The sequence below is a fragment of the Parvimonas parva genome, assembly GCF_045866535.1.
In the GTDB taxonomy this organism is placed as follows: domain Bacteria; phylum Bacillota; class Clostridia; order Tissierellales; family Peptoniphilaceae; genus Parvimonas; species Parvimonas parva.
Map to the genome: position 1 here is coordinate 1,005,368 of NZ_AP038371.1, position 13,946 is coordinate 1,019,313.

15 protein-coding genes are annotated in these 13,946 nt (G+C 26.5%); all 15 read right to left on the reverse strand.

Annotation, left to right across the window (positions count from 1 at the left end):
• Positions 1-210: 210 nt before the first annotated feature.
• On the reverse strand, positions 211-960 hold the full coding sequence (gene lgt / locus ACKTSI_RS04955) for a prolipoprotein diacylglyceryl transferase (protein WP_082713886.1): 750 nt from the start codon (positions 958-960) through the stop codon (positions 211-213).
• Positions 961-968: 8 nt separating this feature from the next.
• The gene (locus ACKTSI_RS04960) at positions 969-1,604 is read right to left on the reverse strand and encodes a TIGR01906 family membrane protein (RefSeq protein WP_311526154.1); all 636 of its coding nucleotides are present in this window, start codon (positions 1,602-1,604) and stop codon (positions 969-971) included.
• A 1-nt stretch (position 1,605) separates the two neighbouring features.
• Positions 1,606-2,349, reverse strand: a complete 744-nt coding sequence (locus ACKTSI_RS04965; protein ID WP_068472885.1) for a YebC/PmpR family DNA-binding transcriptional regulator — start codon at positions 2,347-2,349, stop codon at positions 1,606-1,608.
• Between the two features lie 2 nt (positions 2,350-2,351).
• The gene (gene nadE, locus ACKTSI_RS04970; protein WP_288868598.1) at positions 2,352-3,059 is read right to left on the reverse strand and encodes an NAD(+) synthase; all 708 of its coding nucleotides are present in this window, start codon (positions 3,057-3,059) and stop codon (positions 2,352-2,354) included.
• 117 nt (positions 3,060-3,176) lie between these two features.
• Positions 3,177-4,067, reverse strand: a complete 891-nt coding sequence (locus ACKTSI_RS04975) for a phosphorylcholine transferase LicD (RefSeq protein WP_068472889.1) — start codon at positions 4,065-4,067, stop codon at positions 3,177-3,179.
• The gene (locus ACKTSI_RS04980) at positions 4,067-5,287 is read right to left on the reverse strand and encodes an MFS transporter (RefSeq protein WP_308578042.1); all 1,221 of its coding nucleotides are present in this window, start codon (positions 5,285-5,287) and stop codon (positions 4,067-4,069) included. The genes ACKTSI_RS04975 and ACKTSI_RS04980 overlap by 1 nt, the downstream gene beginning before the upstream one ends.
• Positions 5,288-5,570: 283 nt before the next feature.
• Positions 5,571-7,049 carry a 3D domain-containing protein gene (locus tag ACKTSI_RS04985; RefSeq protein WP_407862612.1) on the reverse strand — a complete coding sequence of 493 codons (1,479 nt, stop codon included), beginning with the start codon at positions 7,047-7,049 and terminating at the stop codon, positions 5,571-5,573.
• A 275-nt stretch (positions 7,050-7,324) separates the two neighbouring features.
• Positions 7,325-8,218 carry a DMT family transporter gene (locus tag ACKTSI_RS04990; protein ID WP_201275392.1) on the reverse strand — a complete coding sequence of 298 codons (894 nt, stop codon included), beginning with the start codon at positions 8,216-8,218 and terminating at the stop codon, positions 7,325-7,327.
• A gap of 70 nt (positions 8,219-8,288) precedes the next feature.
• Positions 8,289-8,660: a glycine cleavage system protein GcvH gene (gcvH, locus tag ACKTSI_RS04995; protein ID WP_068472897.1), complete on the reverse strand. Its 372-nt coding sequence runs from the start codon at positions 8,658-8,660 to the stop codon at positions 8,289-8,291.
• Between the two features lie 276 nt (positions 8,661-8,936).
• On the reverse strand, positions 8,937-9,458 hold the full coding sequence (locus tag ACKTSI_RS05000) for a hypothetical protein (RefSeq protein WP_311526245.1): 522 nt from the start codon (positions 9,456-9,458) through the stop codon (positions 8,937-8,939).
• Between the two features lie 160 nt (positions 9,459-9,618).
• Positions 9,619-10,761 (reverse strand): D-alanyl-lipoteichoic acid biosynthesis protein DltD, encoded by a 1,143-nt coding sequence (gene dltD / locus ACKTSI_RS05005; RefSeq protein WP_407862613.1) that lies wholly within the window; start codon positions 10,759-10,761, stop codon positions 9,619-9,621.
• A gap of 8 nt (positions 10,762-10,769) precedes the next feature.
• Complete coding sequence (locus tag ACKTSI_RS05010) at positions 10,770-10,901, reverse strand: hypothetical protein (RefSeq protein ID WP_255353727.1); 132 nt, start codon at positions 10,899-10,901, stop codon at positions 10,770-10,772.
• Positions 10,895-12,067, reverse strand: coding sequence for a D-alanyl-lipoteichoic acid biosynthesis protein DltB (gene dltB / locus ACKTSI_RS05015; protein WP_407862614.1), 1,173 nt, complete (start codon positions 12,065-12,067; stop codon positions 10,895-10,897). The genes ACKTSI_RS05010 and dltB overlap by 7 nt, the downstream gene beginning before the upstream one ends.
• A 2-nt stretch (positions 12,068-12,069) precedes the next feature.
• Positions 12,070-12,297 (reverse strand): D-alanine--poly(phosphoribitol) ligase subunit DltC, encoded by a 228-nt coding sequence (gene dltC, locus ACKTSI_RS05020; protein WP_068472899.1) that lies wholly within the window; start codon positions 12,295-12,297, stop codon positions 12,070-12,072.
• A gap of 11 nt (positions 12,298-12,308) precedes the next feature.
• Positions 12,309-13,823, reverse strand: a complete 1,515-nt coding sequence (gene dltA, locus ACKTSI_RS05025) for a D-alanine--poly(phosphoribitol) ligase subunit DltA (RefSeq protein ID WP_407862615.1) — start codon at positions 13,821-13,823, stop codon at positions 12,309-12,311.
• Between the last annotated feature and the right edge of the window lie 123 nt (positions 13,824-13,946).

Genomic DNA, 13,946 nt, shown 5'->3' on the forward strand with positions numbered 1-13,946 from the left:
TGCAACCCTTTTTACAAAAAATTTTCAAAAAATATTTTTTATTTTTCATAAAAAACACTAAAATTTCAACAATTTTAAAAAATTAATAAAAAGTGGAGGGATTTTTCTATTTTTTTCAAAAATTTTATGTTTTTTTTTTAAATTTGAACAAAAAAACTACATAGAACAAAACTATGTAGTTTAAAATTTTTTGTTATTAAATTTCTATTATTAAATATCTTTTCCGTATTTTCTATTTAAGAAGAAAAGTAAACTTCCAACAATTACTCCAACAAGAGAAAGCACTTGCGAAACTCTAAATCCTAAAAACATAAGACTATCAGTTCTAAGACCTTCTACAAAAAATCTTACCACTCCATAAAAAATTGCATAGAGTAATACAACTTCTCCTTTTTTCTTTTGGTATTTCCTAATATAAATCATCAAAAATGTAAAAACCAAAAGATTGCCAATGGATTCATATAAAAATGTTGGGTGGTATCTCTTCCCGTCAATGATAACTGCCCATGGTAATGTCGTTTCAGTTCCATGAGCCTCTTGATTTATAAAGTTTCCCCATCTTCCTATGGCTTGTCCAAGTATAAGTCCCGGAGCACAAACATCAGCTAAATCTCTAAAATCAATTTTTTTGAATTTTCCAAAAAAGTAAACCACAATTATTGCAACAATAACTGCCCCATAGATAGCAAGTCCACCTTCTCTAATGTTTATCATTGATAAAAAATTACCTTTATAACTTTCCCATTCAAATGCCACATAATAAATTCTAGCGCCAATGACACTAAGAGGCAAAGCAAAAAGCAAAAGATTAGAAATTTCATCTTCTTTTATATTTCTAAGTTTAGAATTTTTTGTTGCCACAAAAAGTCCCATCATAATTCCGAAACAAATTATGATTGCATACCACATTATATCCACTCCGAAAAGAGAGAATGCAACTCTATCAATTTTAACTTCCATATTACCTCCTAATTATGCTCTTCAAATTTTATAGTTCTTAAAAAGAAATATATCAAAATAACAGCTACTGTCGATATCATAAGAACATTCACAAATAATGTAAAGAAAAATTCTTCCGGCAAAATTCTTATCATCAAATCCGTTTCATAGTCCAAAAGCCATAAATCATTACTAAAAAATAATTTATGAAAATAAATAAAACTTTCAGAAAAGAATAAAGAACAAATACCTAAAAAAGAAATTACTAAAGCATAAGAAATCAAAATATATTTCCTAAGCATATTAAAAAAATAATTTTCCTTTTTTGAGAATTTGTAAATAATCCCAGCTAAAAAAATTATGAGTAATGTTATATATACAATTCTATCAAGTACAAATAATTTATATACATCTTCCATGTGCAAAATTTCTTTTTCATTAAAATTTTTCTTTAAAACTTCTTTATCTCCATTTTTAATAAATTTAACCAAAGAATCACTAGCCTCAGTTATCCATTCTTTAGATAAACCAGAAACCTCATCAATTTTATATTCACTATGAAAATTATTGTAATAAGAAATATCTTTAGCCATAAAATCTATCGAATACAATAGCACAAACAAAACTATACTTATGGAGATAAGAAAAGCAAATATCTTTTTCATATTATTCAACGTCTAAATCTTCAGGCACTTCCCAGTTATGATAAACATTTTGAACATCGTCATTATCTTCAAGTTGGTCAATCATCTTAACCATTTTCTTTATATTATCTGGATTTGAGATTTGAGAATTATTGCTTGGAACATATTCTAAATCACATTCACTAAATGTATATCCTTTTTCTTGTAGCGCATCTCTTAATGATATAAAATCAGAAACTTCTGAATAAATTGTATAAACTTCATCATCAGATTCAAAATCACTTGCTCCATTTTCTAAAGCAAAATCCATTAATTCATCTTCTTCAGCTTGTTCTCTTGACATTTCGATAACACCTTTTTTATCAAACATAAACAAAACTGAACCATTTTGTCCTAAATTTCCACCATGTTTGTCAAATGCATGTCTAACATCTGCTGCAGTTCTATTTCTATTATCTGTCAAACATTCAACTATAACAGCTATACCTTCAGGACCATATCCTTCATAAATTATAGTTTCGTAGTTACTTGCATCTCCATCTCCTGCACCTTTCTTTAATGCCCTTTCAATATTATCATTAGGCATATTTTCAGCCTTTGCCTTTTCAATAGCTGACTTTAAAGATGGATTGTACTCAGGGTCTGCTCCACCCTCTTTAACTGCAACAATTATATAACGTGCAAGTTTTGTAAATATCTTTCCTCTTCTAGCATCTTCTTTTCCTTTTTTATGTTTAATCGTACTCCATTTATTATGTCCTGACATAATTACCTCCTAAAACTTTTAGCAAAATTTCTTTTGTGTTCAGAAATTTTTACCATTCTCTTTATTTTTTCTTCTATATTTGAATCTATTTTTTCATTATTTATAAATTTTTCTAAATCATCATAAGAAAAACCCATTTCATCTTCATCTGTTTGATTTTCAAAAAGGCCTGCGCTCGGTGGCTTTTGAATTATCTTATCCGGAACACCTAGATACTTTGCAAGTTCATAAATTTCTTTCTTTGTAAAATCAACAAGTGGCATTAAATCTGAGCCACTGTCCCCATATTTAGTAAAATATCCAACAGTAAATTCTGATTTATTGCCAGTTCCAACTACCAAATATTTTTTTAGTTGTGCATAATAATACAAAGTTGTCATTCTAAGTCTTGGCTTAATATTTGCATAAGCCATTGAATTATCTCCATTTTCAACAGATTTTTCTAATTCAGAATAAGTCTTAGACAAATCAACCTTTATTGCATTTAAATTAAATTTTTCAATAACTAATTTAGCATCTTTTTCATCTTCTTCACAACTATTTATAGGCATCATAATAGCCAAAGATTCATCTCCAAAAGCAAGTTTTGAAAGTCCGGCAACAACAGCAGAATCAACTCCACCACTAAGCCCATAAACTATACCTTTACAACCAGCCTCTTTAACAGAATCCTGTAACCATTTAACAAGTTTATCAACAACTTCTTTCATCATTACACCCCCTCACATAGAACACCTTAAAATAAGGCATAAAAACTGTATTAATTTTATCATATTTTTAAAAAAATTTCTACAACTATAACAAAAAAAGCTACGATTACTCATAGCTTAAATTTTTTCTTGATATTCTCTAAAACTTTTATTTACATCAGCAATATGAAAATTATGGTGATTTTCTCTTTGGTCTTCAGGAGGTAATTTCATATAATCTCCATACAAAATTTTTAAATATTCATCATAATTTTCCGGAGCATTTACCTTTATTCCTTCAAAATCAACCTTTGTTCCTTTTCCTAAAAATTCTTTCTTGAAAGGAATTATAGAAAAACTATCTACCAAACAAGCAACATACTCAGACTCTTCAAAGCTAGGATTATCTTTAGGAACAGATAATTTTGAAAGGTCTGTCTTTAACTTATTAGGAATAGTTTCTCCGAGCTTATAAGTTAATTTTTTCCCTAATCCATTTAAAGTATTTGAAATAATATTAGTATCAGATTCTTCAAAAACAGGATTTTCTTTTACTCTCAAGTCCAAAACTTTATTTTGTCCTTTAACATATCCGTCAAAAGGAAAAATATCTATAAATACACCATGATTTATATCAACATCTACAACATGCTTTTCAAAAAGTGTTGTATCACTATCACGAAGTTTTGCAAAATTCAAAGCATACTTAGGGTCCGTATCCATAGTTTGAATAAAATAATTTTCAGGTAAAAATTTACTTCCTTCACTAATAAATTTATCATAATCAGGTCTTGGCATACAAACATCAATATCATCGTCCCAAGGAATGAATCCACCATGTCTAATCGCTCCTATAAGAGTTCCATAACTTATATAATAAGTTAAATTCATTTGTTCACAACAAGAAATAAATTCCTTTAAAATTTCCAATTCCTTTTTCTTTAAAGAATCAAAGTCTATATCAAACTTAGTCTTTTTAAATTCTCGTTTCATTCTCCAAGAATTTTTTGAATCAAACTTAAAAATCATTACTTTTCTTCCTTAGGTAATTGTAACATAACTAAATAACCTACAACAAACAAAGGAATTATACCAAGTATCGAATATCTAGGATTTTTGGTTAATGTAGTTATCAAGCTCATAATAAAAGGTCCTATTATAGCCGCAAATTTACCAAATATATTATAAAATCCAAAAAATTCATTTGCATTTTCTTTTGGAATTATCTTTGCATAATAACTTCTACTCAACGCTTGAATACCACCTTGTGCAGATGCAATAAGTGTTGATAAAACAAAAACATGTAGTAAATTACTCATAAAGTATGCAAATATAACTGAAATCATATATGTAGCGATGCCTAATTTTATCATATTTCTTGTTCCGAACTTACTTGCTAATCTTCCGTAGATAATAGCAAATGGAAAAGCTACTATTTGAACATAAATAAGAATTCCTAAAAGTACAAGAGTATTAAACTTATCGGCATCTAAAACAGATTTAGAATAAGGAATTACCATTTTTATAATAGTATCTACTCCGTCAATATAAAGAAAATAAGAACATAAAAATATAACAACTATTTTATTTTTCTTAATATCCTTTAGAGTGTTAAAAATTGTTTTAAAACTTTCTCTAACAGGATTAGGGACAGGTTCAACTCCATAAATTTGCTCAACATTCTTATACATAGGAATGGTAAGTATCAACCACCAAAGAGCCGTTATAACAAAACCTATTTGGTAACCAAGAGGATTTTTCATTCCAAAAACCAAAACCGCTCCCAAACAAAACATAAATGGTATTACACTAGCTATGTAACCATAAGCAAATCCTGCTGTACTAATCTTATCCATTCTTTCATCATTAGTTACATCAACTAAAAACGCATCATAAAATATATTTCCTCCAGCAAAAGTTACACTTCCTAAAATAAAAAAAGACATTAATAAAGGCAAGCCAAAATTATCAGCGAATGATAAAAATAATGTAGAAAAAATTGCAATAAGTGAAAATAATGTAAATAATTTTTTCTTCATTCCCTTAAAATCGGCAATAGTTCCAAGTATCGGACTAATAATCGCAATAATAATACTAGCAAATGAATTATAATAACCTAAATTCATTTCATTTCCACCAACCATTCCAAAATAAATTGGGAATAACGCAGTAGTAATTGCCATAGAATAAGCAGAATTCGCACAATCATATAAAATCCAGCTCAATTCTTTCTTTGAATAACCAAACATAGATTACCTCCAAATTACAAAATCAAAAGATAAACTTATTACCTTTTGCTAAACTTATTATACCATATTTATCGATAAAATAACTAAACTAAGGATAAATATGGTGAAATAAAATTCTCATCATAGAAAAGTTCATTAATGTTGATTTTATTATACCATATTAAAAAACGATTGTCTATTTCAAATCAAATTTACATCAGGTTAATTTTTTTCAGTATTTTAATACAAAGAAATTCAGTCAACAAAAAAAGAGAGCTTTTGCTCTCAATTTTATCGTTTAAAATTATTTTAAAATATAAACTTTTACATTTCTTCTTCCAAAAGCATGTGCCTTTGCTTTATCAGTATAACAAACGTCAATCCTGTTGCCTTTTATAGCACCACCTGTATCTTCTGCAACTGCATAACCATATCCTTCAACATAAAGTTTAGTTCCCAAAGGAATAACTGAAGGGTCAACAGCTACTACACCATATCTAAGTGGAGTTCCCATACGAGTTGTACTGTAACCACCATTTTCAGCAGGGTCATCTGTATAAGAAGTTGCATCCATAGTTAAAACTTTACTATAATTTAATTCTCCAGATTTCACTGTTTCAACAGTCTCAGGAGTTTTTTCTTGTTCTTTTGAAACAACCTTTCCGTCAATAATAGTTTCATCTTTTTTAACAGTAACCTCTTCTGAAACTGAATTTCCACCCTTTTTATCAGAACTTAAATCTGATAAAATAATTTCATTCTTAGATTTTTCGACTTCAAAGCCGGTAACTTCTTCATTATTCAATGAAGATAATATCGCTCTAAAAGATACATATTTACCTAACTCATCAGTTGAAACAAAGTTCAAACTTTTAACATTAGATTTTTTAAGCATTTTTTCAATTTCTAAATTCATAGAATTTGAATCAATAATTAAATAGCCATAACCACTCTTATCAGCTAAGATATATGAACTTAACATATCTATCAAGTTACCTCTTTCTGATAAAACTACATTTTCATTTAATTTTGACGCGTACTTATCTTTAAATATCTTTAATAAGTCTTTTCCATCTAAAGAATAACTTTTTATTTCTTTTTTATCTTTTTTTGATAAATCGTAAATTTTAGCTTTTACATCATCTTTAACAGAATTTACTCCGTCAAAGAAATATATACTATTTTCATTTTCTGAAATTAATTTTTCATTAATATTCTTTGTTGAATCAAAAAGATACAAATTCATATTATAGATATGTGCATAATGAATCGCTCCTAAAACATCGGAACTTTCCTTAACATCAACAACTAAAAGCTCTCTATTTCCTAAAAACTTATTTACATAAGCATTAGTATCTTCAGAATTAGTAGAACCAATTCTTTGGAATTTAATCTCTAAATTGTTTAAAACATCATCTGAAATTGAACTGCTATCTCCAACAACATACACTTGCTCACTATTTTTTAGAATATTTTTTGAGTTTTCATCAATATTGCCATCCTTTACAGGGATAACAACTCCATTCTTATCCAATGAAAGCAAACCTGCCAAACTGAAGCTAATTTTATCATCTATATTAACTACATAAGATATTTTAGAAGAACTACCATTAGCACTATCTAAAATTCTGTTATTCACTTTTTCAATGGTTTTAGATTCGGATTCTGATGAAATTACAAAACCTCTAACCTTTTCGTTCGCAAATGACTTAGATGAAAATCCAGAAAATATAGCATAAACACACAAACATGCTAAAATACTTCTAAATATTGCTCTTTTCAAATAATCACTCCTTATTTAATTAATCAGCTATAACCTGATAATAGAATTATAATGATTTTATCTAAAATCGTCAACAAATTGTAACTTTTTCAAAAGTTTTTTACAAAAAATCATACAATTTAACAATCTTTTTAGCCAAAAATAAGTAATTTTAACATTTTTGTAACTTTTTTTGTTTTTTTGTTCCCCATTTTCCAAAGGTTACAGAATGATTACAAAAATTAGAGCATTTTTCAAAAGAAAAACTCAAAAATATTAAAAAATTGTAATATTTACTATTTTAATGATTTTTTTTCATTATTTTCCCTTGTATTTGAAAGATATGACATCAATGACATAGAAAAAATAAGTATAATTCCTATTAAACTATAGATACTAACTGATTCATTTAGTATTAATTTACCCAAAATAACAACAAAAACTATTCCTAAATAATTAAAGATACTAACATCAGAGGCATTTGCATATTGATAGCTGATTGTTAATCCAAATTGACCAACTGATGATGCAACTCCTATTAAAATCAAATAAATAAAAATTTTCAAATCCGGCATTACAAAATCTTTAAATATAAAAGGAAAACTACAAACAGTTGAAAATAATGAAAATATAAAAATTATAGTTTCAGTTCTTTCAGTTTTTCCGATTCTTGAAACACACATATATGCAATAGATGCGCTAAGTGCAGAAGTCATAGCAACTATAGATGGAAATAATCTTGAATCAAATTGTGGTCTTACAACAAAGATAGCACCTATAAATGAAAAAGTTAAAGTCAAAAATCTTTCCAAAGTAAATTTTTCCTTAAATATAAAACAAGCGATTAAAACCACAAAAATAGGGCTTGTCCTTTGTAATATCCCTGCATCTGCAACTACCATATTATTTATAGCATAAAAATTAAAAATAGTTCCTGCATATCCAAAAGCGGACCTCATACAAAGTAGTTTTCTATTTCTTTTATTTCCAAAAAAACTACTCCCTTTTATTAAAATATAAACAGTACAAATAATCAACATAACAAAATTTCTCATAAAAACTTGTTGCATAAGTGTAAATTTTCCTGATGTCAGCTTTACAAAAATTTGCATAAAACTAAAACCAAGTGTAGAAATAATCATAAAAATAATACCTAATTTTAAATTTGTACTTCTAGAATTGTCTGTCATAAACCCTCCTTTTAAAAAAATAAATGCCACCTTAGGTGGCATTTATTAAATAAATAATTTTAAGAAATTATTATAATGATGCTTCATAATCAGCGTCATTAGTTAATTCTTCTAATTCAGCTGGATTAGACATTTCAATTTTGCAAACCCAAGCAGCATAACAATCTTTGTTGATTTCACCTGGTTCATCATCTAATACTTCGTTAACTTCAATAATTTTTCCTGAAACAGGAGCGTTGATATCACTTGCAGCTTTTACAGATTCAACTGATGCTAAAGAATCGCCAGCTTCAACTTCATCATCAACTTCTGGAAGTTCAACATAAACGATATCTCCTAAGTGGTCTTGTGCATAGTCAGCTAAACCAACTGTTGCGATGTTTCCTTCAACTTTTACCCAATCATGATCTTTAGTATAAAGTAATCCTTTTTCTACTCTCATTCTAATATACCTCCTAAAATTTTTACTATAACTCTACCCAAGTATGTACTAATATTTTGGATATTCATTACAATATTATAGTATACTTAAATTATAGTGTAGTTTTGAAAAAATTTCAATACCTTTTATTACTTTTTTTAATATTTTTTTCAAATTTATTCAAAAAAAACTATTTTTTTAAGTATTTACATTAAAAAAAGATTTTTTCATTATATTTCGCTTTAAATAAAATATCACAAAGAAAAAAATAGTATGAATTTTTAACATAAAATTTAACTATTTTATTTCAAATACCTCAAATTTAACTTCTATACCATTTAAATTTTTATTTCCTTTTTCTATAGTATTATAATTTTTAAATTTAACGCTTGGTTCCAATCTATCATTAGGATTTCCTATTGAAATCCAAAATTTTTTTCCAAACTCAAAGCCCCAAGCTCGAACAGAATTGTTTTTTTCTCCAAATATAAAACCAGCACTTGATTCAATTACATAGCCATCTTTTTTTAGCCACAAAAATTTTTCGCTTTTCTTTGTAGTTTTTAAAGCTTTAACTGCTACCCCCTCTTTTCCCCCATAAAAAACTAAATAAAAATCGTCATCTTTATAATTAAATTTATGAGTATCTATATATCCAAAGGTTTTATGTTCATTATTAAAATTTTCATAAGCCAATTCTTTTGTTTCATAAATATTTTTTCCAAAATTAGAATAATTTTTTGATAAAGTATATCCAAGAAATAAAAGCAATACAACTACAATTGTAGAAATCAAATAAATAAGTTTTTTCTTAGTCATAATACCAACTCCTCTAAATTCAGATTAATTTTATTAAATTTTACTTTATCTAAATATATTATAACATAAAATTAATAAAAATTATTAAAAAATATTAAAAAATTAAATTGAAATTAAAAAAGTTATTGTAAAATTATATTTAATTTTACAATAACCCTTTTTAATCATTATATTTTAATAAATCTTCTTGTAACTTTAAAAGTCCAAGTCTTCCCAAATGAGTTATATCTTTAAAGAAATATGGAGTGTATGAATATTCACTATAATCTATTAAATTAACATTGTTGTCTTTTGCTATTTTTCTAATTTTTACATAATATTTTTCAATTTCAGATTTAGGAACTTCGGTATAATCTGCCCAATATCCTTGAAGCGGAACTAAAAAAAGATTAACTTTAAAGCCCAATTCTTTTGCAACATCCAAAAACAATTGTAAATCTTTATACTCTGGACTTTCTCCAAAAGTTATATTTTTATCTGATGATTTTAGTTTCTTAAACTTATTCTTTATAAAATGATTAAAATATTTATTTTCTAAAAAATATTTATTATTTGTAGTTTCTAATTTTCCTCTTTCTATAGCCTTATTTTTTAAATTTTCCCAATCAATATCTTTTGAAAATTTTTTATTATTTACACTATTATCTCTCTTATATTCTTTTAAAAAATTATTATTACAAATAAATTTATATTTTCTATAATACAATTTATTCAAAATTTTATCAAAATAATTATCTCTCTTCATTCTAGAAATAGTTGTTTTAGTTATTTCGTTATTAGAAGAAAGTTCTAGTATTCTATTATAGATTTTTTCTTTTGTTTCTTTAGATAATTTTTCATTTCTATAAAGATTATTCAAATGATCTAGAGAAAATCTAGGCTGAAAAGCATTAGGATTAGCCCCTTCTTTATCAAACCATTGCATAGACAAAATGAAATTAACGGTTTTATTTGGAACCTCATTACCTATAGAACCCAAAATAATAGAATGCATCAAGCTTTGATAGTATCCTCCACCTATCTGCATAATATTTTTATCTGAAAAATCTAAAAATTGTCTAGGATGCTCTTCAAAATCATTTCCTACTGTAAGTTCAGATGAACCAAGAAGTAGTATTGTATTTTTATTTATATTATTTACTAAAACATCATGAGAATTATATTTTTCATATGATACATTATATCTTATCGAATTGTTTTTAACAGTTAAATCTTCACTTCCTTTTGTGTAAAAATTTAAAAATGAATAAGAAATAATCGAAGATAAAACAACCGACAAACATAAAGCTTTTAATCTTTTCATAACAACTCCTAAAAATTACTATATATAAATTCTTTTACGACATTAAAATCATACAAAGCGCAAAAAATTATAAGGCTTGTCATCATTATAGTATAAAAAACAACTCTAAGCCAAAATTCTTTGGTTTCTTTTTTTACCATAATCTACCTCCTAAAATTCGTAAAATATAGACAAATTTTTCAGAAAATATGAAAAATCCGAACATAACTAAATTAAATGTAACAAAAATTGATGAATATTCAAACCATTTTTTGTTTTTATTTGATTTATAAAACTTAGTCTTTTGAAAATACTCTGTGATTGCAAGAATCATACCATGGTATAAGCCGTACAAAAGATAGCTTAAATTAAGTCCATGCCAAATACCCATAACAGTCATATTAACTATATATGCAACCATTGCTGTCGTTAATTGTTTTTTAAAGGTTTTATTTTTAAACATTTTAAAAACTAATCTACTGAAAATAAAATCTCTAAACCAGTGTGATAAACTGATATGCCATCTATTCCAGAAGTCTTTCATATCCTTTGCTAAAAATGGTTTATTAAAGTTCATAGGTGTTTCTATTCCAAATATTTTACTAACACCCACAGCCATTAAACTGTAACCTGCAAAGTCGAAAAACAGATAGAAACCATATAGGTACATATATATCAATAGGTTTGGAATTGTGTAACTTTTATTAGCAACAATTTCCATTTTATCAAAAATAACCTGAGATAAAATTAATTTATACACCAAGCCTTGTAAAATATATTCTATTCCCTTTCCTAAATTATCCAAATACTCATCTTTAGTAAATTTAGTTTCAAAATCTTTTAAAAATCTTCTACTTCTATCTATAGGTCCTGAGGCAAGTGTTGGAAAAAATATCATAAATAGTAAATAATCTACAAATTTTACTTCTTTGATTAAGCCGTCTTTTATTTCTATAAGCATTTGCATTACTTTAAAAGTGATATATGATATTCCTAAAAATCCTAATTTATAATGAATTTTTGTAAAAGGTAATACACGAGCTAAAACAAGTGGCATCAAACTTAAAATTATAAAAATGGATACCTTATCAAATTTATTTTCACTTTTCAACTTTAAATATATTTTTATAAGTGAAAATTCATATATTATAAACAAAATAAGCGAAAATAGTGAAGTTTTACTTTTTGAATAAACTAAAAAGCAAAAAATAAGTGATACAGCTAAAATATAATATTTATTTTTCTTTTCTTTAATGCCAAAAATTACAGCCGGTACAATCATTAAAATAAGTATTAGCCAAAAATTTAAACCACTAAAAAACTCCATATTTAATTCCTACTCTTTAAAAATTCGATAATTTTATTTGGAGTATTAACCACTTCCTTATCCAATTCCATTATTCCTAAAGTAATTCCTAAATTTTCTTCAACCTCAACTATGAATCTAACAAGTCCAAGTGAATCCATAAGACCCTCTTCAAATATATTCATATCAGGTGTTTCTCTTAAATCTTCTTCACAAATGTCCTCTAAAATTTCAAAAACTTTTTCTTCCATAACAATCCTTCCTACTTACTTTCTAAAATTTTCTTTAATTCTTTTCTATCTATCTTTCCATTGTTATTCATTGGTAATTTTTCTAAAAATTTAAATTTTTTAGGTACCATATAACTTGGAACATATTTTTGTAACTCTTCCTTTAAAAACTTCGTATATGCTTTCTCATCTGTAACATCATTACAAACCATAACAGCAGTGATACTCTTAACTTTATTATCCAAATCGTAATTTGGCAATGCACAACAAGAGATTACCCCTTCAACATTCAAAAGATTACTCTCAATATCTCCAAGTTCTATTCTATACCCATTTAACTTAACTTGAAAATCTTTTCTGTTTGAGAAAAATAAATTTCCATCTTTAAAATATCCTAAATCACCGGTTCTATATCCTCTTTGTCCATCATCAGCAACAAAAAACGCCTTTTCTGTTTGAGCAGGATTTTTATAATAACCACTACTTACAGTATCGCCGATTATTACAATTTCTCCAACCTCTCCGTCATTTAAAACTCTATCATTTTCTCTAATTTCAATTCTAGTTCCATTTTTTGTATCTCCAAGTGGAATAATATCGAACTTTTCTAGTACATCATCTGTAACTAAAATATCCGTAATACAAACTGTTGATTCAGTTGGACCATAAGTATTTATAACTTTTGCATTCGGAAATCTCTCCCTTAACCTTTGAGCAGTTTTCTTTGTCAAAACCTCTCCACAGAATAAGAAATACTTTAAATTTTTAATATTTTCAGAATTAAACTCCTTTAAAGACAAACACATATCAGCAAATGATGGCGTAGAAACCCAATTTGTAATATTGGACTTTTCTAAATTTGCATAAAGTTTAGAAAAATCTTGTTGATCTTCCTTAGTTATAGCAAATAATGTAGATTCTGAATATAAAGACAAATACAAATCCATTACGGATAAGTCAAAAGAAAAAGGAGCCTGATTCAAATAAACTTTATTTTTCTCATTGCCTACAACATTATGTATCCAATTAATATAATTGTTTAAATTATCGTAAGTTATTTGCACTCCTTTAGGTTTTCCTGTACTTCCGGATGTAAAAATTATATAGACAATATCATCTCCACTAATTTCATATAATCCGTCAGTAGAAATATCATCATATTTTTCATCGTGGATAATATCAAGAATGTTTTTTCTATTTAATAAATTGTATTTTTCATCGACAACTAAATCTTCAGTAAAAATTGAAAATTTTGATTCTGTAACACTTAAAACATCTTCTACTCTATTTTTAGTAAAAGAAATATCCATAGGGCAATAAGGGTGCCCAGACTTTGTACAAGCCAAAAAGCTAACTAACATTAAAAAATCTTTATGTCCATATACAGGAATGGCATCTTTATTTCCATTTTCAAAATTTTCTAAAATATATTTTGCAAGTCTATCTGAATATAGCATAAGCTCACTATATGAAATGGATTTTTCATTACATATATAAGCAATCCTATTTGAATTTTTATAACTATTAAAAACTTCCAAATATCTCACAAAATCACCTCCTCATTAACTGTTAAAGTATAACATATACCTAATATTTTTTCAATACATATCATTTCCATTTTATTACATTCTACAATAAAAACTTTAAATAAAACTAAAACAAGCATATAA

Bases quoted from the DNA above. Each gene is read 5' to 3' on its own strand.
- lgt (WP_082713886.1), bottom strand. From the start codon at position 960: ATGGAAGTTAAAATTGATAGAGTTGCATTCTCTCTTTTCGGAGTGGAT.
- ACKTSI_RS04960 (WP_311526154.1), bottom strand. From the start codon at position 1,604: ATGAAAAAGATATTTGCTTTTCTTATCTCCATAAGTATAGTTTTGTTT.
- ACKTSI_RS04965 (WP_068472885.1), bottom strand. From the start codon at position 2,349: ATGTCAGGACATAATAAATGGAGTACGATTAAACATAAAAAAGGAAAA.
- nadE (WP_288868598.1), bottom strand. From the start codon at position 3,059: ATGAAAGAAGTTGTTGATAAACTTGTTAAATGGTTACAGGATTCTGTT.
- ACKTSI_RS04975 (WP_068472889.1), bottom strand. From the start codon at position 4,067: ATGATTTTTAAGTTTGATTCAAAAAATTCTTGGAGAATGAAACGAGAA.
- ACKTSI_RS04980 (WP_308578042.1), bottom strand. From the start codon at position 5,287: ATGTTTGGTTATTCAAAGAAAGAATTGAGCTGGATTTTATATGATTGT.
- ACKTSI_RS04990 (WP_201275392.1), bottom strand. From the start codon at position 8,218: ATGACAGACAATTCTAGAAGTACAAATTTAAAATTAGGTATTATTTTT.
- gcvH (WP_068472897.1), bottom strand. From the start codon at position 8,660: ATGAGAGTAGAAAAAGGATTACTTTATACTAAAGATCATGATTGGGTA.
- ACKTSI_RS05000 (WP_311526245.1), bottom strand. From the start codon at position 9,458: ATGACTAAGAAAAAACTTATTTATTTGATTTCTACAATTGTAGTTGTA.
- dltD (WP_407862613.1), bottom strand. From the start codon at position 10,761: ATGAAAAGATTAAAAGCTTTATGTTTGTCGGTTGTTTTATCTTCGATT.
- ACKTSI_RS05010 (WP_255353727.1), bottom strand. From the start codon at position 10,901: ATGGTAAAAAAAGAAACCAAAGAATTTTGGCTTAGAGTTGTTTTTTAT.
- dltB (WP_407862614.1), bottom strand. From the start codon at position 12,067: ATGGAGTTTTTTAGTGGTTTAAATTTTTGGCTAATACTTATTTTAATG.
- dltC (WP_068472899.1), bottom strand. From the start codon at position 12,297: ATGGAAGAAAAAGTTTTTGAAATTTTAGAGGACATTTGTGAAGAAGAT.